Genomic DNA, 23821 nt, shown 5'->3' on the forward strand with positions numbered 1-23821 from the left:
GCCGGGTCACGCAACAGCGCCAGAAACTTCTTACGCCGCCCGTTCAGCGCCGACCCGACCTCGGTGACCACCCGGTCCACCGGCAGACCCTGCCCGGTCGCCCAGGTGACGACCCGGGCCACCTGCCGGTCCAGATCGGCGCGTTGGTCGGCCGACGACACCCGCGCGTACACCACCGTCTGCCCCACCCCGGCGGACACCGAAGTGGTAACCGGCTCACCCACCATGATCAACCGACCAAGGCGGTACGTAGGAACAGGCAGCGTCCCGGACTTGTACCGCCGCAGCGCGGTCGCGTACGAGATACCGGTCTCCGCTGCCCACTCCTTCAAGTTCATAATCATCATTATAGAAAGCTTCTGCTATCTAAAGCACGCTACCGATCCAGCAGCTGGCACCCCTTGGCGCCGCGGGTCAGTCGCCGGGCCGGGGCGTCGCCCGCCGGGTCGACCTCCCACAGCGCCGTGCCGTACCGGGTGCCGGCGGCGTCGAGGGTCGCGACCGAGGTGACCAGGCGGGTGCCGTCCGGGGAGAGCGTCAGCCCGGCCGGACGCGGCAACGCGAGGTAGGCGTCGAGATCGTGGAAGGCATTGCCTGCGCTCGATTCCGTCATCGCACTGTCCTATCACCTGCCGGTGACATCCACCGCCCCGCACGCCGTCCCGGGCGGGGTGCACCGAGGTCGGCGCTTGCCGAGGGCGGCGAGTGCCGCCGATCGCCGGGACCGACGGCTGCGGGCGGTCGTTAGGATCAGCGGCATGGAGCTGGAGCGGCACGACGACCATGACCGGATTCGAGTCTCGGACGCCGAGCGCGAGCAGGTCGTCGAACTGCTCGGCCAGGCCGCGACCGAGGGCCGGCTGACCCTCGACGAGTACGCCGACCGCGCCACCACCGCGCATGCCGCGAAGACCCGGGGCGAGCTCGCGAAGCTCACCGACGACCTGCCGGTCGTCTCCCCCGTGGCGACGCCGCCCGTCCCCTTCGGCACCCCGGCGACGCGGGAGAAGCTCACCGCCATCTTCGGCAGTGAGTCCCGCAAGGGCATCTGGCGGGTGCCGGAGGTGGTGGAGGCGAAGGCGGTCTTCGGTGACTGCCGCATCGAATTGCAGGAGGCCCACCTGCAGCACCGGGTGACGACCATCGAGGCCGAGGCGATCTTCGGCGACGTGACGATCGTGGTGCCGGAGGGGATGGACGTGCGGATGACCGGCAAGGCGATCTTCGGCGACAAGCGCTCCAAGCTGAAGGGGCCGGTGGTCCCGGGTTCGCCGGTGATCGAGGTGCACTGCAACGTGATCTTCGGCGAGGTGACCGTCCGCCCGCCCCGCAAGCCCTGGTGGTGACCGGGAGGTCACCCAGTACGCCCTGGTGGTGACCGGGAGGTCACCCAGTACGCCCTGGTGGTGACCGGGAGGTCACCCCGCACGCCCTGGTGGTGACCGGGAGGTCACCCCGCACGCCCTGGTGGTGACCGGCACGATCCACCACCCGCACGGCCCCTCGGCAGCACGCCGGGGGGCCGTTTCGCGTTCAGGGCGGGACGGGATTTCGGGTAGGCCGCTTGACATCTCACCCCTTCGGTTGCATGGTTAGCTACATGAGTAATGAACCGGCTAACCAAGCTCCGCCTCGGCGGCCGGGTCGTCAGGACCGGCGGTGCCCCTGATGGAGAACGACCGCCCGATCTTTCTCCAGATCGCCGAGCTGCTCGAAAACGCGATCCTCGACGGGAGCCTGCCGGAGGAGACCCAGGTCCCCTCCACGAACGAGCTGGCCGCCTTTCACCGGATCAACCCGGCGACGGCAGCCAAGGGCGTCAACCAGCTCGTCGACGACGGGACTCTCTACAAGAGACGAGGAATCGGCATGTTCGTCAGCCCTGGCGCCCGGGAGAAGCTGCGCACCCGGCGCCGCGAGGAGTTCGCCGACCAGTACGTCAACCCGCTGGTCACCGAAGCGCGCAAGCTCGGCATCAGCGCCACCGACCTCAAAAAGATGATCGACGCGGCAAAGGAGAGGTCATGATCCCGGCCATCGCCGTTGATAACCTGACCAAGCGGTACGGGAAGTTCACCGCGCTGGAGAACGTCAACCTCACCCTGAACGAGCACCGCATCTACGGCCTGCTCGGCCGCAACGGGGCCGGCAAGACCACCCTGATGCGGATCCTCACCGCCCAGGAGTTCGCCACCAGCGGTTCGGTGGCCGTCTTCGGGAAGGCCCCGTACGAGAACGAGGCGGTGCTCTCCCGGGTCTGCTTCATCAAGGAGAGTCAGGTCTACCCGCAGCACCTGCGGGTGCGCCACGCCCTCGGTGCCGCCGCGCTGGTCTACCCAAACTGGGACGAACGCTTCGCCCGGTCCCTGCTGGAGGACTTCCAGCTGCCCGCCGACCGCCTCGTCAAGAAGCTCTCCCGCGGCATGCTCTCCGCCCTGGGCATCATCATCGGACTGGCCTCCCGGGCGCCACTGACCTTCTTCGACGAGCCGTACCTCGGCCTCGATGCGGTGGCGCGGCAGCTCTTCTACGACCGGCTGCTCACCGATTTCAGCGAGCATCCCCGCACCGTCGTGCTCAGCACCCACCTCATCGACGAGGTCAGCGCCCTGATCGAGCACGTGCTGCTGATCGACCGGGGCCGGATCGTTCTCGACGACGAGGTCGAGGCCGTCCGCGGACAGCTGCTGACGGTCTCCGGGGCGTCGCGTGCCGTCGACGAGTTCGCCGCGGCCGGCACCGAACTGCACCGTACGACGCTCAACGGCACCGCCCGGGTAACCCTGCGCGGCGCGTTCGTCCCGGCCGACCACGACCGGGCCCGCTCGCTGGGTCTGCGCGTGGAGGCCGAATCCCTGCAGGAGCTGGTGGTGCGCCTCACCGCCTCGCCGCGGCGTCCGGCCGACGCCGAGACCGCCGGCGACAGCCCCGAGAAGGAGATCCTCCGATGAGCCGAGTCCTCGCCGTCGTCCGGATGCAGCTGCTGAACTGGCCGATCAACATCGCCTGGCCGTGGGGCATCCTGTTCAGCTCGTTTCTGATCAATTACGCGATCCAGTCGGCGCTGGTGCGGCAGACCGTCGGCGAGTCGACCACGGGTGGGCTGCTCAGCATCTACACCGTCGTCTTCGTCGCCTATCTGATCAGTGTCAGTCAGGACCTGCCGTTCGCGCTCGGTCTCGGGGTCAGCCGGCGGACGTTCCACCTCGCGTCCGGCCTCATGCTGACCACGGAGGCGCTCCTCTACGGCACCCTGCTGTACCTCTTCGCCCTCATCGAGCGGGCCACCGACGGTTTCGGCGTGGAGCTGGCCTTCTTCGGCCTGCCGTTCATGAGCACGAGCAATCCGCTGCTGCAGATCCTCGTCTACACCGTGCCGTTCCTGCTCTTCGGCGTACTCGGATTCGCCGTCGGGCTGGTCTTCAAGAGGTGGGGGGCCAACGGCGTCCTCACCCTCTCGGTGGCGGCGATCCTCGCCATCGGCGCCGCGGTCTACCTGATCACCCGGGCGGAGCGGTGGAGGGCGGTGGGTGGCTGGTTCGTCGACCAGTCCACGGTCGGGCTCTTCATCGGCTGGCCGTTGCTGCTGGTCGTGCCGCTGGCCGCGCTGAGCCACCTGCTGATCCGTCGAGTGACCGTCTGAACGGACCGGCGCAGGTGCGGGGCGGTTCCACGGGGGAACCGCCCCGCACCGTGCGGGCCGCTCCACTCGCCCTTACTCGGGCCGGCTCCCGGCGTCGCGTTCAGGGACGGCGCGGCTGGCAGGTCGGGCACCAGTAGAAGTTGCGGGCCGCCAGGTCGCCGCGGCTGACCGGGGTGCCGCAGACGTGGCAGGGCGCGCCGGGGCGGCGGTAGACGTACACCTCTCCCCCGTGCCGGTCCACCCGCGGCGGGCGGCCCATCGCCTCCGGCAGGTGCACGTCGCGGACGGTGTCGATCCGGCCCCGCTCCAGCGCGATCCCCATCAGCGTCACCAGGTCCGCCCAGAGCGCTTCCCAGCCGTCGCGGGTCAGCGCCCGGCCGGGCAGCGTCGGCGGCAGACCGGCCCGGAACAGCGACTCCGTCACGAAGATCAACCCCGTGCCGGCCACCACCGACTGGTCCAGCAGCAACGCCCCGAGCGGGGTCGCGCTGCGCGAGATGCGCGCGTACGCCCGCTCCGGGTCGGCGTCGTCGCGCAACGGGTCGGGGCCGAGGCGGGCCCGCAGTGCCGACACCTCGCCGGGGGTGAGCAGTTCGCAGGCGGTCGGGCCGCGCAGATCCACCCAGTACCGGTCGCTGGCCAGCCGCAGCCGTACCTGTCCGACCGGTGCCGGCGGCTCGCCCTCGCCCTCGGTGAACTTGCCGTAGAGGCCCAGATGGACGTGGAGCGTCTGCTCGTCGGCGTAGTGGTGCAGCAGGTGCTTGCCGTACGCCTCGGTGCTCTCCAGGAGGGTGCCGCTGATCCGGGCCGCGCCCTCGGCGAAGCGACCCTGAGGGCTGGCGGCCTGCACCTTGTCACCGGCGAAACAGGCGGCGTGGCGCAACGCCAGGCGGTGAATCGAATGTCCCTCCGGCACGGCTGCCAGCATAGTTCGCCCACCCGCCCGACCCTGCCGCAGCCGCCGCCCGAGCGCCCTCCGCCGTACCCGGAATCCCCACCACGCGGCCGGCCGCCGGGCGGGCAGGGTTGCGCAGACCGGACATCGGGTACTCGGTCGCCACAACTCGCGCGGGCGCCTGCTCAGGGCGCCGGGGCGGTACGGCACACCGCACATCGGTGCCGCACCGGGCCACGCGCATTGATCAGGAGGTGTGATGTGGTCAGGAACCCCCTGTCCGGCGACCGCACCGGCGCCACGGACACCAGACAGACCGACAGTGCAGCACGAACCGACAGTGCAAACCCGAGCGACAACGCCGGCCGGACCGACGACAGCGGACTGACCGACGGCACCGCACGCAGCGGGGCCACCGACCCGGTTGACGGCACCGGCGTGACCGGCGTGCGCGATACGGCGACGGCCACCGGCCGCACCGACACCGTCGGCAACCCGCCGGACACGGCGGACCGCACCGGCGCGACGGCAACGGACCGGACCCGCACGGGCGCCGGCCGAACCGCCACGGTTCCGGCGCCCGACACCGGCGACAGCCGGCTGCGGGACACCACCGACGCCGACACCCACCGGGACACCGACACCGACCGGGGCACCGACGCCCGCCGGGACGCCGACCGCGGCGCCGACAGCCGGGACGCCGACGAGACCGGTGCCGCCGGTCCCACCGAGGTGGTTCCGGTCGCACCGGCCGGTCCGCGCCCCCGGGCGAGCCTGCTGGCGACCCTCGGCCTGATCGTCTCGGTCGCCGGCGCCGGCTTCGTCCTCGCCGGCGCCCTCGCCGGCTACGGCATCGCGCTCGGCGCCATCGGCGCGGTCCTGGCGGTGCTCGGTCTGATCGCCAGCCGCCGCCGGCACGTGACCGGCAAGGCGGACGGGCTGCTCGGTGTCGGCATCGGACTGGCCGCCGTGGTGCTCGGTGTGCTCGCCATGACCGGTCAGTTCGGCTGGCCCACCGCCGACGGCGACTGGGTGCTGCGGCTGCGGGAGTGGCTTGACTCACAGTTTGAGGAGCTGTTCTGACCGGGTAATGATCGGACCGGCTCCGGTGGTTCACCGGAGTTCGCGAACCTTCGGTGGTCCACGGGGTTGGACGCAACCCCAGGTTGACTTCACCGGGTAGGACGCAATCTCGGGGGCGGCGGTGCGCCGCCCCCGACCGTCTTTTCTCCCCCTGCGAAACGAATCGCGAGCACGAACCGCTCCACACGCAACGATCATGCGCTCTACGCAGCCCTCGGCGGTGGATTCGGCATCCGGCGGCGCATAGCGTGGACTGACGGCGCCAGCCGGCCGAGCCGACCGTGGCCCCGGCGCGCCCGAGCAGTGGAGCGAACATGCCGATGGAACCGACCCGGCAGCACTATCTGATGTGCCGGCCGACGTACTTCGCCGTCGACTACGTCATCAACCCCTGGATGGACCCGTCCCAGCCGGTCGACACCGACCGCGCGATCCGACAGTGGGAGCAGCTGCGCCAGGCCCACCTCGACCTCGGCCACACCGTCGCCGAGATCGCACCGGTGCCCGGGCTGCCCGACATGGTCTTCGCCGCCAACGGCGGCACCGTCATCGACGGCAAGGCCCTCGGGGTGCAGTTCCGCAACCCGCAGCGCGCCGACGAGGCGCCCGCCTATCTGTCCTGGTTCGCCGAGGCGGGGCTGCCGACGTACGAGCCGAAGCACGTCAACGAGGGCGAGGGCGACATCCTCCTCGCCGGGGATCTGCTGCTGGCCGGCACCGGTTTCCGCACCAGTCACGCCGCGCACCGCCAGCTGCAGGAGCTCTTCGGCTACCCGGTGATCAGCCTGCAGCTGGTCGACCCCCGCTACTACCACCTGGACACCGCGCTGACCGTCCTCGACGAACGGACGGTGGCGTACCTGCCGGAGGCCTTCTCCCCCGGCAGCCAGGCCGTGCTGCGGCGGCTCTTCCCGGACGCCGTGCTCGCCACCGCGGGCGACGCCGAAGTGTTCGGGCTCAACGCGGTCAGCGACGGTCTGCACGTGGTGCTCCCGGCCGGCACCCCGCAGCTCGCCGGACGGCTGCGGGAACGCGGCTACCTACCCGTCGAGGTGGACCTCTCCGAACTGCGCCGCGCCGGCGGCGGACCGAAGTGCTGCACGCTGCGGCTGCGACAGGGAAAGGGCGCCTGATGAGAACGGACGAATCGCTGCATACGGCGGAGGCGGTCCGCGACGCCGAGCGCTGGACCCCGCACAACTACCACCCGCTGCCGGTGGTGATCGCCGAGGCCAAGGGCGCCTGGGTGACCGATGTGGACGGCCGCCGCTACCTCGACTGCCTGGCCGGCTACTCCGCGCTGAACTTCGGCCACCGCCACCCACAGCTGATCGCCGCCGCGCACGCCCAGCTCGACCGCCTCACCCTCACGAGCCGGGCGTTCGGTCACGACATGTTCGCCGACTTCTGCCGGGAGCTGGCCGAGCTCTGCGGCAAGGACCTGGTGCTGCCGATGAACACCGGCGCGGAGGCGGTGGAGACCGGCATCAAGGTCGCCCGCAAATGGGGCTACCAGGTCAAGGGCGTGCCGGCCGACCAGGCGAGCATCGTGGTCGCCGAGGGGAACTTCCACGGCCGGACCACCACCATCGTCGGCTTCTCCACCGACCCGGACGCCCGCGACGACTTCGGGCCGTACACCCCCGGTTTCCGGATCGTGCCCTACGGCGACCTGGCCGCGATCGAGGCCGCCATCGACGACACCACGGTGGCGGTGCTGATCGAGCCGATCCAGGGTGAGCAGGGTGTGGTGGTGCCGCCGGCGGGCTACCTCGCCGGGGTGCGCCGGGTCTGCACCGCGCGCAACGTGCTGCTGCTCGCCGACGAGATCCAGTCCGGGCTGGGGCGTACCGGTGAGACCTTCGCCTGCGACCACGAGGGGGTCGTGCCGGACCTGTACCTGCTGGGCAAGGCGCTCGGCGGCGGCATCGTGCCGGTCTCGGCCGTGGTCGGGGACACGGCTGTGCTCGGGGTGCTGCGCCCCGGGCAGCACGGCTCCACCTTCGGCGGCAACCCGCTGGCCTGCGCCGTCGGCACCGAAGTGGTGCGGCTGCTGGCGACCGGCGAGTTCCAGCGCCGCAGCGCCGAACTCGGCGCGCGGCTGCACACCGGACTGCGCGACCTCGTCGGTCACGGCGTGCTGGCGGTACGCGGCCGCGGTCTCTGGGCCGGGGTCGACATCGATCCGGCGCTGATGACCGGCCGGCAGGCCTGTGAGCGGCTCGCCGAACGGGGCGTGCTCGTCAAGGACACCCACGGGTCGACGATCAGGCTGGCTCCACCGCTGGTCATCTCGGCCGCCGAACTGGACCACGCGGTGGCCCAGCTCGGCGCCGTCCTGCAGGAGAGCTGAGGCGCCGTACGGCAGGGGGAACTGAGGCGCCGGGAGCCGGTCAGGGGCGCGGCAGGCGCATCGCCATCGTGGGCGCCTCGGCCATCACCGAGGTCGGCTGGTACGGCGCCGCGGAGGGCAGTTCCGCGGCGCGCCCGACCTGCACCCCGGGATAGAGCTCGATCAGGTCGCCCCGGCCCAGCACCCGCCGCTGCCGGGGTGGCAGCGCCACCCGCTCCGTCTCGACCATCGAGCCGGCCGGCCGTACGCCCGAACCGTTGGTGCTGACGTCGTGCGCGACCAGGTCGCCGCCGTGCAGTTCGATACGGAGATGGCTGCGGCTGATCCAGCGCCGCGCCTCGTCGTTGAGCCACTGTCCGAGGGTGATTCCGCCGTCGCCGTCGGGGGCGCGGCCGACCAGCACCGGCTCCCCCTCGGTGACGGCGAAACGCTGCCGGACCAGCCCGCCGATGCGGACCGCGAGCACCTCCGTGCGGGGCCGCGCACCGGCGTCGGCGAGCCGGGTCTGATGCCGGGGGCAGCTGGGGACGCCAGCGCGCAGCGAGGGCGGCGGCTGGCCGTCCGGCTTGCGTTCGGAGCGGGCCAGGTCGGCGAAGGCCCCGCCACCGCCGCCGGCGTCACCGAAGAGCGCACAGCCCGGTTCGGGGCAGCGCCAGCGCCGGGTCACCAGCTGCGCGCCGGCGGTTGAACGTGCGCCGCTGACCGGCTTCGCTCCCCCGCCCACGTGCGCGATCAACGCGGCCCCGCCGGCGGCCGGGACCGGGGCGAGCACCCGGCCGGGCTCGGCGAGCCAGGGGAACCGGCCGTTCAGGCCGTCGAAGCGCGCCCGGGTCAGCACTGGCAGGCCGAGCAGGTCGGCCACCTCCAGCAGCCGGTCGCCCGGGTTGTCCAGCACCTCCACGAGGCCGTCGTCGGCCCAGCGCCGGACCACCATGCGCTCGTTGGATGTCAGGTCGGCGTCGGAGAGCATCGCCCGGTGCACCACCGCGTAGACGGGGACGTTGTCCTCCTCCATCGCCCGGCCCAGCGCGTCGACGACGACCCCGAGGCGCAGCAGGCTCGCCGGACGGCCGTTGTCGAAGTCCCGGTATCGGCTCACCTCGGCCAGATCGAGCACCGCACGGGCCAGCGCCGGGTCGGTCCGTACCCGGCCCTCGATCGCGTCCAGGACCTTGCTGATCTCAAATCTCACGATGGGCTCCGCGTGCCTCTGCCATGGGAAGACCCTAGCGAGCCCGGGGCGTGGGCGCTGCGCCGCCCAGCGCTGGGGGCGAGGCGTAATCGCTCGCCGCGCGATGGTTGTCGATCGGGGCTACCCTGATTCGAGTCCCGCCGGAACCCCCATGTTTCGGTCAAAGCTGAATCCGGAGAATTCGCATGAGATACGGACGGATGACCAGGACGGGCATCGCGCTGCTGGCGACGGCTGCCATCGGTGTAGCCGGATGTGGCAGCAACGGAGGGTCGGCCTCGCCGGACGCCACGCTCGACCCGACGAGCTCGGCGGCTCCGACCGGCACCGCCGCCGACGCCCGCGAGGCCCTCGCGGCCGCCGCGATGAAGCTCGGCGAACAGAGCGTGCGGGTCAAGATGACCACGACCGGGATGACCGGCACCGGGGTGATGGACCCGAAGACCCGCATGGTCGAGATGACCATGGACATGGGCGGCCAGCAGAACATGGAGCTGCGGGCGCTGGGTGACGACTTCTACATGAGGATGCCCGGCCTGACCGGCGACAAGTGGATGCACATCGACATCACCAAGTACAGCGACAGCGCCAACCTCAACTTCATGCCCGACGGCGACCCGGGCAGCGCGGCGAAGACGATGGAGAACATCGTCGACGTCAAGCAGACCGGCGACGGTCGCTACGCCGGCACGATCGACATGACCAAGGCCGAAGGCGCCAACGCGGCTGCCGCCGCGCTGCTCGGTGACGGCGCCCGCGCCGTGCCCTTCACCGCCAGCGTCGACCCGCAGGGCCGGCTGACCTCCTTCGAGGTCGACATGAGCGTCGTCAATTCCGCGGCGGGGAAGCTGAGCACCACCTACTCCGACTTCGGCGTCGCCGTCAACGTGCAGCGGCCGCCGGCGGACCAGGTCCAGGAAGCCCCCTCGACCATCCCCGGTTTCCCCGGCAACTGACACGCCGCGGCGTGGGCGGGGTGTCCACGGGACGCCTCGCCCACGCCGTCACACGCGGGTCTGTTCCCGCACCCACGCCGTGTAGTCGGGATTGCCGCTGCCCACGTGCGACACCAGGATCTCCGGCACCTCGTACGGGTGGCTGTGGCGCAGCTGTTCGATCAGCGCGTCGGCCCGGTCCGGAGCGGTCTTGAACTGCACCGTCCATTCGGTAGTGGTCTCCACGTTGGACTGCCACCAGTACGTGCTCCGCACCTCCGCCCCCACCTGGGCGCAGGCCGCCAGCCGGCCGGCGACCGCCGCGGCGGCGAGCACGTCGGCGACCGACCGCGAATCCACCACGGTCGTCACCACACAGATCTCGTCCACCCGGGAACCCTAACCGGCTACGGGCTCACGGTGCTCGGCGATCCAGTCGTCGATGCGCGCCCACCAGTCGTAGAGCCAGTCGATGCGCTCCTGCCGGCCCGCCGGGATCTCCTCCGGCGGCACCGACCAGAACCGCATGACGATCCGCTTGTCCATCGGCAGCTCCCGCCAGACGTCGGCGACGGTCAGCATCCGGTCCAGCCCGGTGTGCGCCACGAAGATCACCCCGGCGTCCGGTGCGGCGTCCAGGGCGGCGAGCACCCCACCGGGCTGCGGCGCGAGGACGTGCTGCAGATCCTCGGCGCGGTCCGCCATCCGCCGCATGCCCTTGGCGCGCAACCGGTCGATCGCCCGCAACCGTCGGCCCGGGGTGAAGTTGCCCCCCTCCGGAAAGATCACGAAGGCGTCGTTGGCGTCCAGCCCGGTGGCCAGCTCCCCGATCTGCGCGATCGTCTCCGGCCCGCTGCCGGCCGCGATGAAGCGGCTCGGCAAGCGGTTGAGCAGCACGTCGATCGCCGGATCCCACTGCAGGCTGTCCTTGAGGACGATGCGCGGCTCCCGCTGGAACCAGTTCACCAGGGCGTGGATCAGGATGAACGAGTCACCGGGGCCGGCGTGCCGGCTGAGCACCAGCTCCGGACGGCCGGGCAGCGCGGTGTCGGGGTCGGTGCCGACGATGTCGATACTCAGGTGCATCGTCCAGCGAACCTGCCAGAACAGCACCCGCAGGAACCACCCCGTGCAGACGTAGTGCACGCGCTGGAAGCCGGGCGTGCAGAGCTTCCAGCCGAACCCGGAGCAGATCCAGAGCAGCAGCAACAGCAGCAGCGCCGCGGAGTCCAGCACCACGTAGACGACGCCGAGCCAGAGCAGACGGGGAACGCGCAGCCAGCCGCGCACCAGCGGGGAGAGCGCCGCGGCGAGCAGCAACCAGATCGGCAGGCCCGTCACCAGCACCACCCCGAGCGCCACCATCGCCGGTGCCAGGACCAGCCGGCGCAGCCGGCGCGGCGGCAAGGGCATCAGCTCTCCCGCTGCTCGTTGAGGTAGCGGCGCGAGGCCGCGTACGCCCGGCTGATCCGCCGCCCCACCGCCGTCATGTCCCGGTACGCCCACGGGGTGTCGTCCCGCGGGTCGACGCCGCCGGTGGGCAGGACGTGGACCTCCACCTCGGGCGGCAGATCGGCCATCTCGCGGGCGAACCGGTGCCGGCGGGCGACCTCGAAGGCGACCTGCGCGACCTCCCAGGGACGCCGCGGCGGGGCGAGCGGCCGTTCGATCCGCCCGACCTGCAGGACATAGATCCTCGTGGCCCCGGCCCGGACCGCCTCGTCGACGGGGATGGAGTTGACGATGCCGCCGTCGATGTAGTGCCGGCCGTCGATCTGCGCCGGCGGCAACAGCCCGGGTACGGCCGCCGAGGCGAGCACGGCGTCGACAACGGAGCCGCTGTCGAACCAGTGTTCGGCGGCGCGCTCGATGTTCGCCGCGCAGCAGCGGAACGGCAGCTTCAGGTCGGCGAAGGTGCACTCCTCGCCGAGTTCGCGCTCCAGCAGCCGGCGCAACGGCCGGGGCGAGTGCAGATGCGTACGGGCAGCGAAGCGCCGCAGTTGCCGGGCGACCGAGTCACCGAAGACCTCACCGGCCTCGGGGGAGCTCCAGAGACGCAGCAACCGGTCGGTGACGGCCTCGCTGGGGTCGGCGGCGACCAGCGCGCCGTTGACGGCGCCGATGGAGGTGCCGACCACCAGATCGGGTTGGATCTCCGCCCGGAACAGCGCCCGCAGCATGCCGACCTCGACGGCGCCGAGCACGCCGCCGCCGCCGAGCACGAAGGCTGTGGTCGGGTTCGACATGGCCCTCATCCTGGCACGTGGCCGCTCGTCGGCGTGTCGGGGTGCCGCGGCGCCGCAGCGGCTCCTCAGCGATCCGCGACCGGTGCCGTCGACGAACCCCCGGCCCGCACCGTCCGGTGGTAGATCTGCTCGTAGCCGGCGGCCATCCGCGTGGTGGAGAAGTGGTCGTCGACGTGCCGCACACAGTCCTGCGGATCGAGCCGGTGCGCCTGGCCCAGGGCGCGGGACAGCTCCTCGGGGCCGGCGCAGCTGAACCCGGTGACGCCGTGGCGGACGACCTCCGGCACCGCCCCGCGGCTGAGCGCCACGACGGGGGTGCCGGTGGCCATGGCCTCGACCATGACCATGCCGAAGGGCTCCTCCCACTGCAGCGGCATGATCAGACAGCGGGCGGTGAGCAGCAGTTCGAGACAGCGTGCCCGGTCGACGTTGAGCAGCACCCGGACGTCCGCGCCGAGCTGCGGGCGGATCACGTCGGTGAGGTAGCGGTGCTCCGCCGGCTCCCGGCACTTGCCGACCAGCAGCAGGGGCAGGCCGGCGTCCCGGCACGCCCGGATGGCAGCCTCGGGCCCCTTGTCGGCGCTGAAGCGGGCCAGCCAGAGCACCGGGCCGTCCGCCGCCGGCTCCTGTTTGCGCGGTATCCGCTCCATGTCCACCCCGTTGTGCACCACCCCGATCCAGGGCAGGTCCGGGGCGAGCCGCCGCTGCGCCGCGGAGATCGCCACCAGCCCGACCTGCGGGTCGGCACCCCGCAGCAGGTCGGCGAACTCGCCGACCGGGTTGTTGTGCACGGTCGCCACGGCAGGCAGCGGCGGGCGGCGCAGCAGCGGCCCGACCATCGTGTGGTCGTGCAGCACGTCGAAGTCCGCCGTGGCGAGCAGCGAGTTCACCCGCGCCAGGTGCACCAGCTCGGGCAGTGCCTCGCCGAGGCGGTGCTGCTGGGGTTCGCCGACGGTGCTCACGAAGCGTCCGGTCGTCCCGCCGTACGCGCCGGCCCCGAAAACCGTCACCTGGTGGCCGCGGGCGGTCAGCGCGTCCACCAGACCGGCGGCGACCAGCTCCAGTCCCCCGTATCCGGGCGGCGGCACCTCGTACCAGGGCGGCACGACCATGGCGATCCGCAGCGGCCGGGGCGTCGTACGCGTGGACGGAGCACCCCTCACCGCCGCCCCTCTCCACCCCGCGCCAACCGGATCGGCGTTCTTCCCGGCGGGCATCCCGGTAAACAGCCGCCGGAGTCGCTGCGGCGGCGCACCGGGCGCAGCGATGAAAAAGCGGCGGGTGACCCGGCCAACCCCCTGGACCGGGTCACCCGCCGCCGACTGTGGGAGGCAGGCTACGTACCGCTAGTCGGCTTCGGCCAGGGTGACGGTCACCCGGGCTTCCGCCCCGTTGCGGGAGTAGACCAGCTCCAGACGGTCGCCCACCTGCGCGGACTGCACGGCGGCGACCAGGTCGTCGGACTGGTTGATGTCGCGGTCACCGAAGCGGGTGATGACGTCACCGCGCTGCAGGCCCGCCTTCGCCGCCGCGCTGCCCTCGACCACCGAGGCGACCACCGCGCCACCGTTCTCCCCGGTGGCGACGCTGACGCCGAGCGTCGGGTGCGACACCTTCTCGCCCCGCATGAGCTGCTCGGCGACCTTGTTGGCCTTGTTGCTGGGGATGGCGAAGCCGACACCGATGTTGCCGTCGCTCTCACCGGAGGTGGCGATGGCGGTGTTGATGCCGATGACCTCGGCGCGGGTGTTGACCAGTGCCCCGCCGGAGTTGCCCGGGTTGATCGGCGCGTCGGTCTGGAGCAGGCCGGAGATGCTGCTGATGCCCTGCCGCGGGGACTGGCCGTCGCCGTTGCCGGCCTGGATGGTCCGGTCCCGGGCGCTGATGATGCCCGAGGTGACCGAGCCCTGCAGGCCCAACGGGCTGCCGAGCGCCAGCACCGTGTCCCCGACCCGCATCGCGTCGCTGTCACCGAAGGCCGCCGGGTTCAGATCCGTCACACCCTCGGCCTTGACCACGGCCAGATCGGTCTTGGGGTCGGTGCCGACGACCTTCGCGGCGGCCGTGCTGCCGTCGGCGAAGACCACCCGGACGGTGGCGCCCGCGTCGGCGATGACGTGGTTGTTGGTGAGCACGTTGCCGTCGGCGGTCAGGATGACGCCGGAACCCTCGCCGGAACCCGTCGTGATCGACACGACGCTGGTGGCGGCCTGCGAGGCGATGGCGGGCAGGTCGGCGCTGTTGATGATCGGTGCGGCGCTGTAGACCGCCGCGGCGCCGTTGTCGTCGTCGAGCGTGGTGGCGATCGCCCCGCCGGCGATGCCGGAGCCGACCATCAACGCGAGCACGGCGACGCCACCCACGATGGCCTTGCCGATCCGGCCGGAGCGGGGCTGCGGGGGTACGGCGCCCCAGGGCAGCGGGTAGCCGGAGTGGGGGTAACCGGGCTGCGGGTCGTTCGGCGGCCAGGGCGGGGCGGCCGGGCCCTGCGCCCAGGCGGGCTGCGGCGCGCTCTGGTTCACGGCCCACGCCGGCTGCGTCGGACGCGGCCCCTCCTGCCAGACGGGCTGCGGACGCGGCCCCTCCTGCCAGACGGACTGCGGACCCGGCCCCTCCTGCCAGGCCGGCTGCGGCTGCGGGCCCGGGGAGCCGGCGGGAAGCGCCTCACCCGGCTGCGAACCCGGGTTGCCGGCCGGAGCGGCCTCGCCACCCGGCTGCGGCCCCGGGTCGCCGATCGCGGCTGCAACACCAGGCTGCGGCTGCGCCGCGGGATCCGGCTCGACCGGCCCGGCGTCGTACACACCGTCGGCCGGAGACGAGGTGTCCGGCTGCTGCCCGGAACGGGCGTGCGGCAGTCCTGCGCTGGGGTGCGACCGCTCGGCGTCGGTGGGACGCCCCTGCGGATCGTTGTCGAACTCGGCCATGCCGCTAGTCTTCCCCGCCATCCTGCATCGCGGCTTTGCCGGGCCTGAAGGAAACCTGTGAATCGGAATCCGGGGTCACGGCTGCTCCCCCTGGTCGGTCTCGGGTGCCAGTGGCAGCCGGACCCGGAAGGTGGTGCCCCCGCCGGGTGTGCCGTCCACCTGCACCGTGCCGCGGTGCGCGGCGACGATGGCGGCGACGATGGCCAGCCCGAGGCCGGTGCTGGTCGCCCCGGCCGCCGATCGGGTACGCGCCGAGTCGACCCGGTAGAAGCGCTCGAAGACCCGTTCGGCCTGCTCCGGGGTGAGCCCCTGACCGGTGTCGACCACATCCACCACGGCCTCGTCGGCCTCCCGGCGCAGCCGCAGCGTCACCGATGCCTCGGGCGGGGTGTGGGTCACCGCGTTGGTCATCAGGTTGCCCAGCACCTGGCGCAGCCGCGAGTCGTCGCCGAGCACCACCAGGTCCCCGGAGCCGGGTTCGACCTCCAGCGCGATCTGCCGCTGCGGCGCGACGGCGCGGGCGGCCTCGACCGACTCGGTGGCGAGCACCGGCAGCTCCACCGGCGCCGTCTTGAGCGGACGCTCCCGGTCCAGCCGCGCCAGCAGGAGCAGGTCCTCGACGAGCAGGCCCATCCGGGACGCCTCGTCCTCGATGCGCCGCAGCAGCTGCGCGGTCTTCTCCGGTTCGGCGACCGCGCCCTGCCGGTACAGCTCGGCGAAACCGCGGATGGTGGTCAGCGGCGTCCGCAGTTCGTGGGAGGCATCGGCAATGAACTGCCGCATCCGCTCCTCGGAGTGGCGGGCGCGCGCCTCCGACGACTGGGCCGCCAGCGCGGCGTTGCGGGCCGCTGCCTCCGCCGACCGGGCCGCCGCCTCGGAGGCGGCCCGGTCGGTGAAGGCCACCTCGATCTGGCTGAGCATGGCGTTGAGTGCCCGGGAGAGCCGGCCGAGTTCGGAGCTCGGTTCGGCGACCCCGGCCTCCGGGTCGGGCACCCGGCGGCTCAGGTCGCCGCCGGCGATCGCCGCGGCCGTACGCTCGATGTCGACCAGCGGCTTGAGGCTGGTCCGCACGATGCCCGCGCCGATCGAGGCGAGCAGGATCAGCACCGCGGTGCCCACCAGGAGGTCTATCCAGGCCAGCCGGGCGACCGCCAGGTCGACGTCGGTGAGGGACTGGCCGATGGCGGCGTACCGGCCGTCGGGCAGTTCGGTGTAGAGCATCCGCCACCGGCTGCGGTGGTCCTCGGCCGGCACGGTGAACGGCTTGCCGACCAGGTCGGCGAAGCCCTGGATGCTGGTCGGAAAGGGCGGCAGCTCCTGGCGGCCGAGATTGTTGAAGTCGTACGTGGGGGCGCCGATCTCGTAGGCGCGTGCCTCGACCGCCACGAAGTCGCTGGGCAGGGTCACCTGCGCGTTCCGTCCGTGGTTCAGGATTCTTTCGACGCTGTGGGCGGCACCGTAGAGGTCCCGGTCCACCTGGCCGATCAGGTAGCTGCGGAGGAAGACGGTGGTCATCACGCTGATGACCACCAGTGCCGCCGCGACCAGCGTCAGTACGGACGTGACGAGCTTGACACGCAGCGGAACGCCGCGCACCCAGGCCCGGAACCCGGCTATCGCCGTCACGCCGCCGGCTTGCGCAGGACGTAGCCGACACCGCGCAGGGTGTGGATCAGCCGGGGTTCGACGTTGTCCACCTTCCTGCGCAGGTAGGAGATGTAGGACTCGACGATGTTGTCGTCGCCACGGAAGTCGTAGTTCCAGACGTGGTCGAGGATCTGCGCCTTGGAGAGCACCCGGTTGGCGTTGAGCATCAGGTAGCGCAGCAGCTTGAACTCCGTCGGCGACAGCTGCACCCGCTGGCCGGCCCGGTAGACCTCGTGGGTCTCCTCGTCGAGCTCCAGGTCGGCGAAGGTGAGCCGGGACGCGCTCTGCTCACCGCCACTGGTGCGCCGCAGCACTGCCCGGATCCGGGCGGTCAGCTCCTCCAGGCTGAACGGCTTGGTGACGTAGTCGTCCCCGCCGAGGGTCAACCCGCGGATCTTGTCGTCGGTGGCGTCCCGGGCGGTCAGGAAGACCACCGGGGTACGCGCACCCCCCTCGCGCAGCAGCCGGATCACCTCGAACCCGTCCAGGTCGGGCAGCATGACGTCGAGGACCACGAGGTCCGGGCTGCTCTGCTTGGCGGCCGCGACGGCCGCGCTACCGCTGGTCGCCGTGGTCACGCCGAACCCGGCGAACCGGAGGCTGGCGGAGAGCAGCTCCAGGATGTTCGGGTCGTCCTCGACGACGAGCAGCTGCGCTTCGGTCTGGGGTGCGGCCATGTCCCCATCATCCGCGCAGAGCCTGGGGTCGTCCTGGGGGGTTTCTGAGAAGTGACTGAGTGAATGCTGCCGGTGGTCGCCCGCGGCGCGCGGCCGAAGGCCGGTGGCGCCGGTCTGCGACACTGTCGGTCCTACACGGCAGAGTTCACGGTGGCTGTCGCGGCGTAGGCGGTCCGCCCCTGGCAGGAGATGTCCTCCCTCCGGAGGACCTGGGCCTCGGTCCTGATCTCTATTGCCCGTCACCCTCCGCGAACGTCACGCTGTGACCGGCGCATCGCAGCGCCGCTCGGGAGGAGAAAAATGACGCACGGGCAGCAGAGCCCTTCTGATTCCACCGGCCGGATCGTGGTCTCCGGCCTCACCAAGCAGTACAAGCAACTCCGGGCGGTGGACAACCTCTCGTTCACCGTTCAACCCGGCCGGGTGACCGGCTTCCTCGGACCCAACGGTTCCGGTAAGACCACCACCCTGCGGATGCTGCTCAACCTGGTCACCCCGACGACCGGCAGCGCCACCTTCAACGGCGTCCGCTACGCCGACCTGCACGATCCGGTACGCCACGTCGGCGCGGTCCTGGAGGCGAGCAGCGCCCACAAGGGGCGTACCGGCCTCAACCACCTGCGGATGATCTGCGTCGCGACCGGGCTGCCGCGCTCGCGCGCCGACGAGGTGCTGGCGATGGTCGGGCTGACCCCGGCCGCCGACCGGAAGTTCAAGGGCTACTCGCTGGGCATGAAGCAGCGCCTCGGTATCGCCGCCGCCATGCTCGGTGACCCGCAGGTGCTGATCCTCGACGAGCCGGCCAACGGGCTCGACCCGGAGGGCATCCGCTGGATGCGCGACTTCCTCAAGTCGCTCGCGGCCGAGGGCCGTACCGTGCTGGTCTCCAGCCACCTGCTGTCGGAGATGCAGCTGCTCGCCGACGATGTGGTGATCATCGCGGCCGGCAAGCTGATCCAGCAGGGCCCGGTGGGCGAGGTTCTCCACTCGGCCACCGCCCGGGTGCGGGTCCGCACGCCGCAGGCCGACGCGCTGGCGAAGGCGCTGACCGAAGCCCAGGCGACCGTCGAGCGGCCGGAGCCGGATCTGCTGGTGGTCACCGGCGCCGACGCGCCGGCCATCGGCCGGGCCGCGCTGGCCGCCCAGGCCGAGCTGCACGAGCTGGTCACCGACAAACCCGACCTGGAACGGGTCTTCCTGGAACTGACGGCCGGAAAGGCGGGCATCCGATGAAGCTGGTCCGAGCCGAACTCTTCAAGATCCGCACCACCAGCACGTGGTGGATCCTCGCCCTGGTCACGGTCCCCCTCTGGGCCCTGACGCTCTTCTTCAACTGGCTGCAGACCGAGACCCTGCTCGACGCGGAGCTGGTCGGGGAGCTCTCGGCCATGGAGGGCAACGAGGCGCTGGCCGTCGCGGCGCAGCTCGAGAACGTGGCCGCCAACCTCTACACCAACGGGCAGTTCTTCGGTCTGCTGATGGTGATGGTGCTCGGCATCCTGGTGATCACGAGCGAGTTCTTCCACCAGACGGTGACGACGACCTTCCTCACCACCCCGCACCGCACAGCGGTGAGCCTGGCCAAGCTCGGCGCTGCGGCGATCCTCGGCGTCTTCTTCTGGCTCGCCACCACCCTGCTCAACTTTGCGGTGACCCTGCCCATCCTGTCGTCCTACGGTGTCGACAGTCAGCTGGACAGCGGGGCGATCTGGCAGGCCATCGGCCTCAACGGGCTCGCGTACCTGCTCTGGGCGATCTTCGGCGTCGGCATCGGCATCCTGGTCCGCAGCCAGCTCGGCGCCACCGTCACCGCGATCGTGGTCTACCTCGGCGGCTACATCGGCGCGGGGACGGCCATCATCCTGCTGGCGACTCGCTATGGCGACTGGATCAACAACCTCCAGGTGCTGATCCCGCCGCTGGCCTCGCAGCTCATGGTCACCGGCACCGACCTGCCCGGCAACCCCGCCCGCTGGGTCGGCGCCGTGGTGCTCATCGGTTACGCGGTGGTGACCGGCGCCGTCGGCACCGCGCTGCTGCGCAAGCGCGACATCTCCTGACCCGCGCCGGCCGGGGATCGAAGGAGATCCCCGGCCGGGCGGTGGCGGTACGGCACGTCACCGGGCGATCACGGGCGGACGCTGCGATGATGGAAATTGCGGCACCACCTGTGAGACCGACCACGCGGCGGAGGCGACGACACTGACGGCATTCGCACGGCGTAGCCTGGGTGCCGTCTTATGACCTGAACCCGCCAGGGTTGGGGTCAGGATTCCCCGCGTGCCATACAACCCGCGTGAAAGAGGCGATTACCGGCCGTGTCGACCCAGCAGACTTCGCAGGAGAACCCACTAGCGGGATTCGGCCCGAACGAGTGGATCGTCGAGGAAATGTACCAGCGGTACCTCAACGACCCCACCAGCGTCGATTCCGCCTGGCACGACTTCTTTGCCGACTACCGGCCGGAGCAGGCCGCCGAGAAGCCGGCCGCCCCCGCTGCCACGCCGGCTCCGGCGTCCGCGCCCGCCGCGACGGCGAAGAAGGCCGAGCCCGCGGCCAAGCCGGCCGAGCCGGCCAAGGCCGCCCCGAAGCCGGCCGCCGCCACGGCCGAGCCCGCCAGGAAGGCCGAGCCCGCCGCCAAGAAGGCCGAGCCCGCCAAGAAGGCTGAGCCCGCCAAGGCGAAGCCGGCCGCCAAGAAGCCCGCGGCTGGTCCCCGGACCACGCCGTTGCGCGGCATCGCGGCCAAGATCGTGCAGAACATGGACGCCTCGCTGTCGGTGCCGACCGCGACGAGCGTGCGGGCCGTGCCGGCGAAGCTGCTGGTCGACAACCGCATCGTGATCAACAACCACCTCGCCCGCGGGCGCGGCGGCAAGATCAGCTTCACCCACCTCATCGGGTACGCGATGGTCAAGGCCCTCGCCCTGCACCCGGAGATGAACAACTCCTTCGCCGAGACCGACGGCAAGCCGTCCGTCGTCGTCCCCGAGCACGTCAACCTCGGCATCGCCATCGACCTGGTCAAGCCCGACGGCTCGCGCAACCTGGTGGTCCCCTCCGTCAAGGGCTGTGAGGAGCTGGACTTCCGCGGCTTCTGGCAGGCGTACGAGGAGATCGTCCGCCGGGCCCGGCGCAACGAGCTGACGATGGACGACCACAGCGGCGCGACCATCTCGCTGACCAACCCCGGCGGCATCGGCACGGTCCACTCCCAGCCGCGCCTGATGGTCGGCCAGGGCACGATCATCGGTGTCGGCGCGATGGAGTACCCCGCGCCGTACGCCGGCATGTCGGAGAAGGCCCTCACCGACCTCGCCGTCAGCAAGATCATCACCCTGACCAGCACCTACGACCACCGGATCATCCAGGGCGCCCAGTCGGGCGAGTTCCTGAAGGTGATGCACGAGCTGATCCTGGGCGAGCACGGCTTCTACGACGAGATCTTCACCTCGCTGCGCATCCCGTACGAGCCGGTGCGCTGGGTCCGCGACGTCGCGGTCGACTCCGAGGGGCAGATCGACAAGACCGCCCGGGTGCACGAGCTGATCCACGCGTACCGGGTGCGCGGTCACCTGATGGCCGACACCGACCCGCTCGAGTTCGCCATCCGCAAGCACCCCGACCTGGACGTGCTCCAGCACGGCCTGACGCTCTGGGACCTGGACCGCGAGTTCCCGGTCAACGGCTTCGCCGGCCGGCAGCGGATGAAGCTGCGCGACATCCTCGGCGTGCTGCGCGACTCCTACTGCCGGCGCGTCGGCGTGGAGTACATGCACATCCAGGACCCGGAGGAGCGCCGCTGGATCCAGGAGCGCATCGAGCAGCGCCACGACAAGCCGACGCCGGAGGAGCAGAAGCACATCCTCAACCGGCTCAACGCCGCCGAGGCCTTCGAGACCTTCCTGCAGACCAAGTACGTCGGCCAGAAGCGCTTCTCGCTGGAGGGCGGCGAGTCGCTGATCCCGCTCCTCGGTGAGGTGCTGGAGGCCTCCGCCGAGTCGCAGCTCGACGAGGTCGTCATCGGCATGGCCCACCGCGGCCGGCTCAACGTGCTCGCCAACATCGTCGGAAAGCCGTACGAGAAGATCTTCTCGGAGTTCGAGGGTCACCTGGACCCGCGCTCGACGCAGGGCTCCGGCGACGTGAAGTACCACCTCGGGCAGAACGGCAAGTTCACCACCCCCGACGAAGAGCGAGCCGTCAAGGTCTCCCTGGTCGCCAACCCCTCCCACCTGGAGGCGGTCGACCCGGTGCTGGAGGGAATCGTCCGGGCCAAGCAGGACCGCATAGACCTCAAGCTCGAGGGCTACACCGTCCTGCCGGTCGCCGTCCACGGTGACGCGGCCTTCGCCGGCCAGGGTGTGGTCGCCGAGACGCTCAACCTCTCCCAGCTGCGTGGCTACCGCACCGGCGGCACCATGCACGTGGTGGTCAACAACCAGGTCGGCTTCACCACCGCCCCGGAGTACTCCCGCTCGAGCCTCTACAGCACCGACATCGCGCGGATGATCCAGGCGCCGATCTTCCACGTCAACGGCGACGACCCCGAGGCCGTCGTCCGGGTGGCACGCCTGGCGTTCGAGTACCGGCAGGAGTTCAACAAGGACGTCGTCATCGACATGGTCTGCTACCGCCGGCGCGGTCACAACGAGGGCGACGACCCCTCGATGACCAACCCGCAGATGTACCAGATCATCGATTCGAAGCGTTCGGTGCGCAAGCTCTACACCGAAGAGCTGATCGGCCGCGGCGACATCACCGTCGAGGACGCCGAGGAGCTGCTGCGCGACTACCAGTCGCAGCTGGAGCGGGTCTTCAAGGCCACCCGGGACGCGGCCTCCAAGCCCAACCAGCCGAGCCGGCCCAAGCGCCAGGCCGAGCCCGAGCCGGTGGTCCCCACCGGCGTCGACGCCTCGGTCATCACCGCGATCGGCCAGGCGCACGTCGAGCTGCCGGCGGACTTCACCCCGCACAAGCGGATCCAGCAGCTGCTCGACCGGCGGGCCAAGATGGCCGCCGAGGGCGGCATCGACTGGGGCTTCGGTGAGATCCTCGCCTTCGGCACCCTGCTCAACCAGGGCGTCACCGTCCGGCTCGCCGGACAGGACTCCCGCCGCGGCACCTTCGTGCAGCGGCACGCGGTGATCGTCGACGCCGAGAGCGGCGCGGAGCACGTCCCGCTCGACGCCCTCACCGGCGACGGCGACCGGTCCCGCTTCTTCGTCCACGACTCGCTGCTCAGCGAGTACGCGGCGATGGGCTTCGAGTACGGCTACTCGGTGGAGAACCCGGACGCGCTGGTCTGCTGGGAGGCGCAGTTCGGTGACTTCGTCAACGGCGCCCAGACCGTCATCGACGAGTTCATCTCCTCCGGCGAGGTGAAGTGGGGCCAGCCCTCCGCGGTCACCCTGCTGCTGCCGCACGGCCACGAGGGTCAGGGACCGGACCACACCTCCGGCCGGCCGGAGCGTTTCCTGCAGCTCTGCGCCGAGGACAACATGCGGGTGGTGATTCCGTCGACCCCGGCGAACCACTTCCACCTGCTGCGCCGTCAGGCGCTCTCGCCCAAGCGCAAGCCGCTGGTGGTCTTCACCCCGAAGTCGCTGCTGCGGCACAAGCTCTGCGTCTCCGCGATCGAGGACTTCACCACCGGCACCTTCCAGCCGGTGCTGGCCGACTCGGGCAACCCGGCGCCGGAGGCGGTCAAGCGGGTGCTGCTCTGCTCCGGCAAGGTCTACTACGACCTGTTCCAGGCCCGGGCGCAGCGCGGCATCACCGACACCGCGATCATCCGCGTCGAGCAGCTCTACCCGCTGCCGGTCGAGGACGTGCGGGCGGCGCTGGCGCAGTACCCGAACGCCGAGGACTACGCCTGGGTGCAGGAGGAGCCGGCCAACCAGGGCGGCTGGTCCTTCGTCGCGCTGAACCTGCTGGAGCACCTGGAGGGTGTGCGGCTGCGCCGCATCTCCCGCCCGGCGGCGGCCGCTCCGGCGGTCGGTTCGGCCAAGATGCACGAGGCGGAGCAGAAGGCGCTGCTGGAGGCGGCACTGCCGCAGCCGTGACGCAGTCGAGGTAGGCACACGACACAGAGCTGGGGCGGGGGCGGGGGGGCGGGCGCGCGCGGGCGCGCGCCCGCGCGCGCCGGCCCCCCGGCCGCGGCGCCCGCGCCGATGGTGTTGACGCTGCCCTCGATCGCGGCAAGGACGTTCATTGCGCGGATTCCTCC

The 23821-nt window shown here is 71.3% G+C and carries 22 protein-coding genes; 11 read left to right on the top strand and 11 right to left on the bottom strand.

Annotated features, from left to right (window positions below; genetic code table 11):
• Positions 1-338: recombinase family protein (locus tag ACK8GG_RS17450; RefSeq protein WP_440356812.1), on the bottom strand; the 338-nt coding region annotated here is incomplete at its 3' end.
• Between the two features lie 38 nt (positions 339-376).
• Positions 377-613: a hypothetical protein gene (locus ACK8GG_RS17455; RefSeq protein ID WP_440352245.1), complete on the bottom strand. Its 237-nt coding sequence runs from the start codon at positions 611-613 to the stop codon at positions 377-379.
• A 145-nt stretch (positions 614-758) separates the two neighbouring features.
• On the opposite strand from ACK8GG_RS17455, the gene ACK8GG_RS17460 reads away from it, so the two are divergent.
• The 4 genes from ACK8GG_RS17460 (at position 759) to ACK8GG_RS17475 (ending at position 3643) form a co-directional block, all read left to right on the top strand.
• Positions 759-1346 (top strand): DUF1707 SHOCT-like domain-containing protein, encoded by a 588-nt coding sequence (locus tag ACK8GG_RS17460; RefSeq protein ID WP_440352244.1) that lies wholly within the window; start codon positions 759-761, stop codon positions 1344-1346.
• Between the two features lie 322 nt (positions 1347-1668).
• Positions 1669-2028 (top strand): GntR family transcriptional regulator, encoded by a 360-nt coding sequence (locus tag ACK8GG_RS17465; RefSeq protein ID WP_440352243.1) that lies wholly within the window; start codon positions 1669-1671, stop codon positions 2026-2028.
• Positions 2025-2951 carry an ABC transporter ATP-binding protein gene (locus tag ACK8GG_RS17470; RefSeq protein WP_440356813.1) on the top strand — a complete coding sequence of 309 codons (927 nt, stop codon included), beginning with the start codon at positions 2025-2027 and terminating at the stop codon, positions 2949-2951. The genes ACK8GG_RS17465 and ACK8GG_RS17470 overlap by 4 nt, the downstream gene beginning before the upstream one ends.
• Positions 2948-3643: an ABC transporter permease gene (locus ACK8GG_RS17475; protein WP_440352241.1), complete on the top strand. Its 696-nt coding sequence runs from the start codon at positions 2948-2950 to the stop codon at positions 3641-3643. Before ACK8GG_RS17470 ends, ACK8GG_RS17475 begins: the two co-directional genes overlap by 4 nt.
• A 100-nt stretch (positions 3644-3743) precedes the next feature.
• Here ACK8GG_RS17475 and ACK8GG_RS17480 read toward each other — a convergent pair whose 3' ends face one another.
• The gene (locus tag ACK8GG_RS17480; RefSeq protein ID WP_440355031.1) at positions 3744-4559 is read right to left on the bottom strand and encodes an Fpg/Nei family DNA glycosylase; all 816 of its coding nucleotides are present in this window, start codon (positions 4557-4559) and stop codon (positions 3744-3746) included.
• 240 nt (positions 4560-4799) lie between these two features.
• Between ACK8GG_RS17480 and ACK8GG_RS17485 the strand changes: the two genes are divergently transcribed.
• From ACK8GG_RS17485 to rocD, 3 genes are all read left to right on the top strand, one after another.
• Complete coding sequence (locus ACK8GG_RS17485; RefSeq protein ID WP_440356814.1) at positions 4800-5621, top strand: DMT family transporter; 822 nt, start codon at positions 4800-4802, stop codon at positions 5619-5621.
• 320 nt (positions 5622-5941) lie between these two features.
• Complete coding sequence (gene ddaH / locus ACK8GG_RS17490) at positions 5942-6754, top strand: dimethylargininase (RefSeq protein ID WP_440356884.1); 813 nt, start codon at positions 5942-5944, stop codon at positions 6752-6754.
• Positions 6754-7974 carry an ornithine--oxo-acid transaminase gene (gene rocD, locus ACK8GG_RS17495; protein WP_440356815.1) on the top strand — a complete coding sequence of 407 codons (1221 nt, stop codon included), beginning with the start codon at positions 6754-6756 and terminating at the stop codon, positions 7972-7974. Before ddaH ends, rocD begins: the two co-directional genes overlap by 1 nt.
• A gap of 40 nt (positions 7975-8014) precedes the next feature.
• On the opposite strand, the gene ACK8GG_RS17500 is transcribed toward rocD, so the two are convergent.
• Positions 8015-9166 (bottom strand): FHA domain-containing protein, encoded by a 1152-nt coding sequence (locus tag ACK8GG_RS17500; RefSeq protein WP_440356816.1) that lies wholly within the window; start codon positions 9164-9166, stop codon positions 8015-8017.
• Between the two features lie 185 nt (positions 9167-9351).
• Here ACK8GG_RS17500 and ACK8GG_RS17505 point away from each other — a divergent pair, with 185 nt between their 5' ends.
• A complete protein-coding gene (locus ACK8GG_RS17505; RefSeq protein ID WP_440352236.1) occupies positions 9352-10122 on the top strand; it encodes an SCO4651 family lipoprotein in 771 nt (256 codons plus the stop codon).
• A 48-nt stretch (positions 10123-10170) separates the two neighbouring features.
• Here the strand turns inward: ACK8GG_RS17505 and cutA are convergent, their stop codons facing one another.
• The 7 genes from cutA to ACK8GG_RS17540 all read right to left on the bottom strand — a co-directional run bounded on the left by cutA (position 10171) and on the right by ACK8GG_RS17540 (position 17595).
• Positions 10171-10491 carry a divalent-cation tolerance protein CutA gene (cutA, locus tag ACK8GG_RS17510; RefSeq protein WP_440352235.1) on the bottom strand — a complete coding sequence of 107 codons (321 nt, stop codon included), beginning with the start codon at positions 10489-10491 and terminating at the stop codon, positions 10171-10173.
• 9 nt (positions 10492-10500) lie between these two features.
• Complete coding sequence (locus tag ACK8GG_RS17515) at positions 10501-11514, bottom strand: 1-acyl-sn-glycerol-3-phosphate acyltransferase (protein ID WP_440352234.1); 1014 nt, start codon at positions 11512-11514, stop codon at positions 10501-10503.
• Positions 11514-12347 carry a patatin-like phospholipase family protein gene (locus ACK8GG_RS17520; RefSeq protein WP_440352233.1) on the bottom strand — a complete coding sequence of 278 codons (834 nt, stop codon included), beginning with the start codon at positions 12345-12347 and terminating at the stop codon, positions 11514-11516. Before ACK8GG_RS17520 ends, ACK8GG_RS17515 begins: the two co-directional genes overlap by 1 nt.
• Before the next feature lie 65 nt (positions 12348-12412).
• Complete coding sequence (locus ACK8GG_RS17525) at positions 12413-13459, bottom strand: glycosyltransferase family 4 protein (RefSeq protein ID WP_440352246.1); 1047 nt, start codon at positions 13457-13459, stop codon at positions 12413-12415.
• Between the two features lie 234 nt (positions 13460-13693).
• Positions 13694-15271 (bottom strand): S1C family serine protease, encoded by a 1578-nt coding sequence (locus tag ACK8GG_RS17530; protein ID WP_440356817.1) that lies wholly within the window; start codon positions 15269-15271, stop codon positions 13694-13696.
• 75 nt (positions 15272-15346) lie between these two features.
• On the bottom strand, positions 15347-16897 hold the full coding sequence (locus tag ACK8GG_RS17535; RefSeq protein WP_440352231.1) for a sensor histidine kinase: 1551 nt from the start codon (positions 16895-16897) through the stop codon (positions 15347-15349).
• On the bottom strand, positions 16894-17595 hold the full coding sequence (locus tag ACK8GG_RS17540) for a response regulator transcription factor (protein ID WP_440356818.1): 702 nt from the start codon (positions 17593-17595) through the stop codon (positions 16894-16896). The genes ACK8GG_RS17535 and ACK8GG_RS17540 overlap by 4 nt, the downstream gene beginning before the upstream one ends.
• Before the next feature lie 300 nt (positions 17596-17895).
• On the opposite strand from ACK8GG_RS17540, the gene ACK8GG_RS17545 reads away from it, so the two are divergent.
• The 3 genes from ACK8GG_RS17545 to ACK8GG_RS17555 all read left to right on the top strand — a co-directional run bounded on the left by ACK8GG_RS17545 (position 17896) and on the right by ACK8GG_RS17555 (position 23657).
• Positions 17896-18828 carry an ABC transporter ATP-binding protein gene (locus ACK8GG_RS17545; RefSeq protein WP_440356819.1) on the top strand — a complete coding sequence of 311 codons (933 nt, stop codon included), beginning with the start codon at positions 17896-17898 and terminating at the stop codon, positions 18826-18828.
• The gene (locus tag ACK8GG_RS17550) at positions 18825-19655 is read left to right on the top strand and encodes an ABC transporter permease (protein ID WP_440356820.1); all 831 of its coding nucleotides are present in this window, start codon (positions 18825-18827) and stop codon (positions 19653-19655) included. Before ACK8GG_RS17545 ends, ACK8GG_RS17550 begins: the two co-directional genes overlap by 4 nt.
• Before the next feature lie 258 nt (positions 19656-19913).
• Entirely contained in the window at positions 19914-23657 is a 3744-nt protein-coding gene (locus ACK8GG_RS17555; protein WP_440356821.1) for a multifunctional oxoglutarate decarboxylase/oxoglutarate dehydrogenase thiamine pyrophosphate-binding subunit/dihydrolipoyllysine-residue succinyltransferase subunit, read from the top strand.
• The last annotated feature ends 164 nt before the right edge of the window (positions 23658-23821 follow it).

The organism is Melissospora conviva (genome assembly GCF_049523535.1).
Taxonomy (GTDB): domain Bacteria; phylum Actinomycetota; class Actinomycetes; order Mycobacteriales; family Micromonosporaceae; genus Melissospora; species Melissospora conviva.

Excerpts from the sequence above, each read along its gene's own strand:
- ACK8GG_RS17470 (WP_440356813.1), top strand. The coding sequence starts at position 2,025 with ATGATCCCGGCCATCGCCGTTGATAACCTGACCAAGCGGTACGGGAAG.
- ACK8GG_RS17540 (WP_440356818.1), bottom strand. The coding sequence starts at position 17,595 with ATGGCCGCACCCCAGACCGAAGCGCAGCTGCTCGTCGTCGAGGACGAC.
- ACK8GG_RS17520 (WP_440352233.1), bottom strand. The coding sequence starts at position 12,347 with ATGTCGAACCCGACCACAGCCTTCGTGCTCGGCGGCGGCGGCGTGCTC.
- ACK8GG_RS17455 (WP_440352245.1), bottom strand. The coding sequence starts at position 613 with ATGACGGAATCGAGCGCAGGCAATGCCTTCCACGATCTCGACGCCTAC.
- rocD (WP_440356815.1), top strand. The coding sequence starts at position 6,754 with ATGAGAACGGACGAATCGCTGCATACGGCGGAGGCGGTCCGCGACGCC.
- ACK8GG_RS17550 (WP_440356820.1), top strand. The coding sequence starts at position 18,825 with ATGAAGCTGGTCCGAGCCGAACTCTTCAAGATCCGCACCACCAGCACG.
- ddaH (WP_440356884.1), top strand. The coding sequence starts at position 5,942 with ATGGAACCGACCCGGCAGCACTATCTGATGTGCCGGCCGACGTACTTC.
- ACK8GG_RS17465 (WP_440352243.1), top strand. The coding sequence starts at position 1,669 with ATGGAGAACGACCGCCCGATCTTTCTCCAGATCGCCGAGCTGCTCGAA.
- ACK8GG_RS17525 (WP_440352246.1), bottom strand. The coding sequence starts at position 13,459 with ATGGTCGTGCCGCCCTGGTACGAGGTGCCGCCGCCCGGATACGGGGGA.
- ACK8GG_RS17530 (WP_440356817.1), bottom strand. The coding sequence starts at position 15,271 with ATGGCCGAGTTCGACAACGATCCGCAGGGGCGTCCCACCGACGCCGAG.
- ACK8GG_RS17505 (WP_440352236.1), top strand. The coding sequence starts at position 9,352 with ATGAGATACGGACGGATGACCAGGACGGGCATCGCGCTGCTGGCGACG.
- ACK8GG_RS17545 (WP_440356819.1), top strand. The coding sequence starts at position 17,896 with ATGACGCACGGGCAGCAGAGCCCTTCTGATTCCACCGGCCGGATCGTG.
- ACK8GG_RS17475 (WP_440352241.1), top strand. The coding sequence starts at position 2,948 with ATGAGCCGAGTCCTCGCCGTCGTCCGGATGCAGCTGCTGAACTGGCCG.
- ACK8GG_RS17515 (WP_440352234.1), bottom strand. The coding sequence starts at position 11,514 with ATGCCCTTGCCGCCGCGCCGGCTGCGCCGGCTGGTCCTGGCACCGGCG.
- ACK8GG_RS17460 (WP_440352244.1), top strand. The coding sequence starts at position 759 with ATGGAGCTGGAGCGGCACGACGACCATGACCGGATTCGAGTCTCGGAC.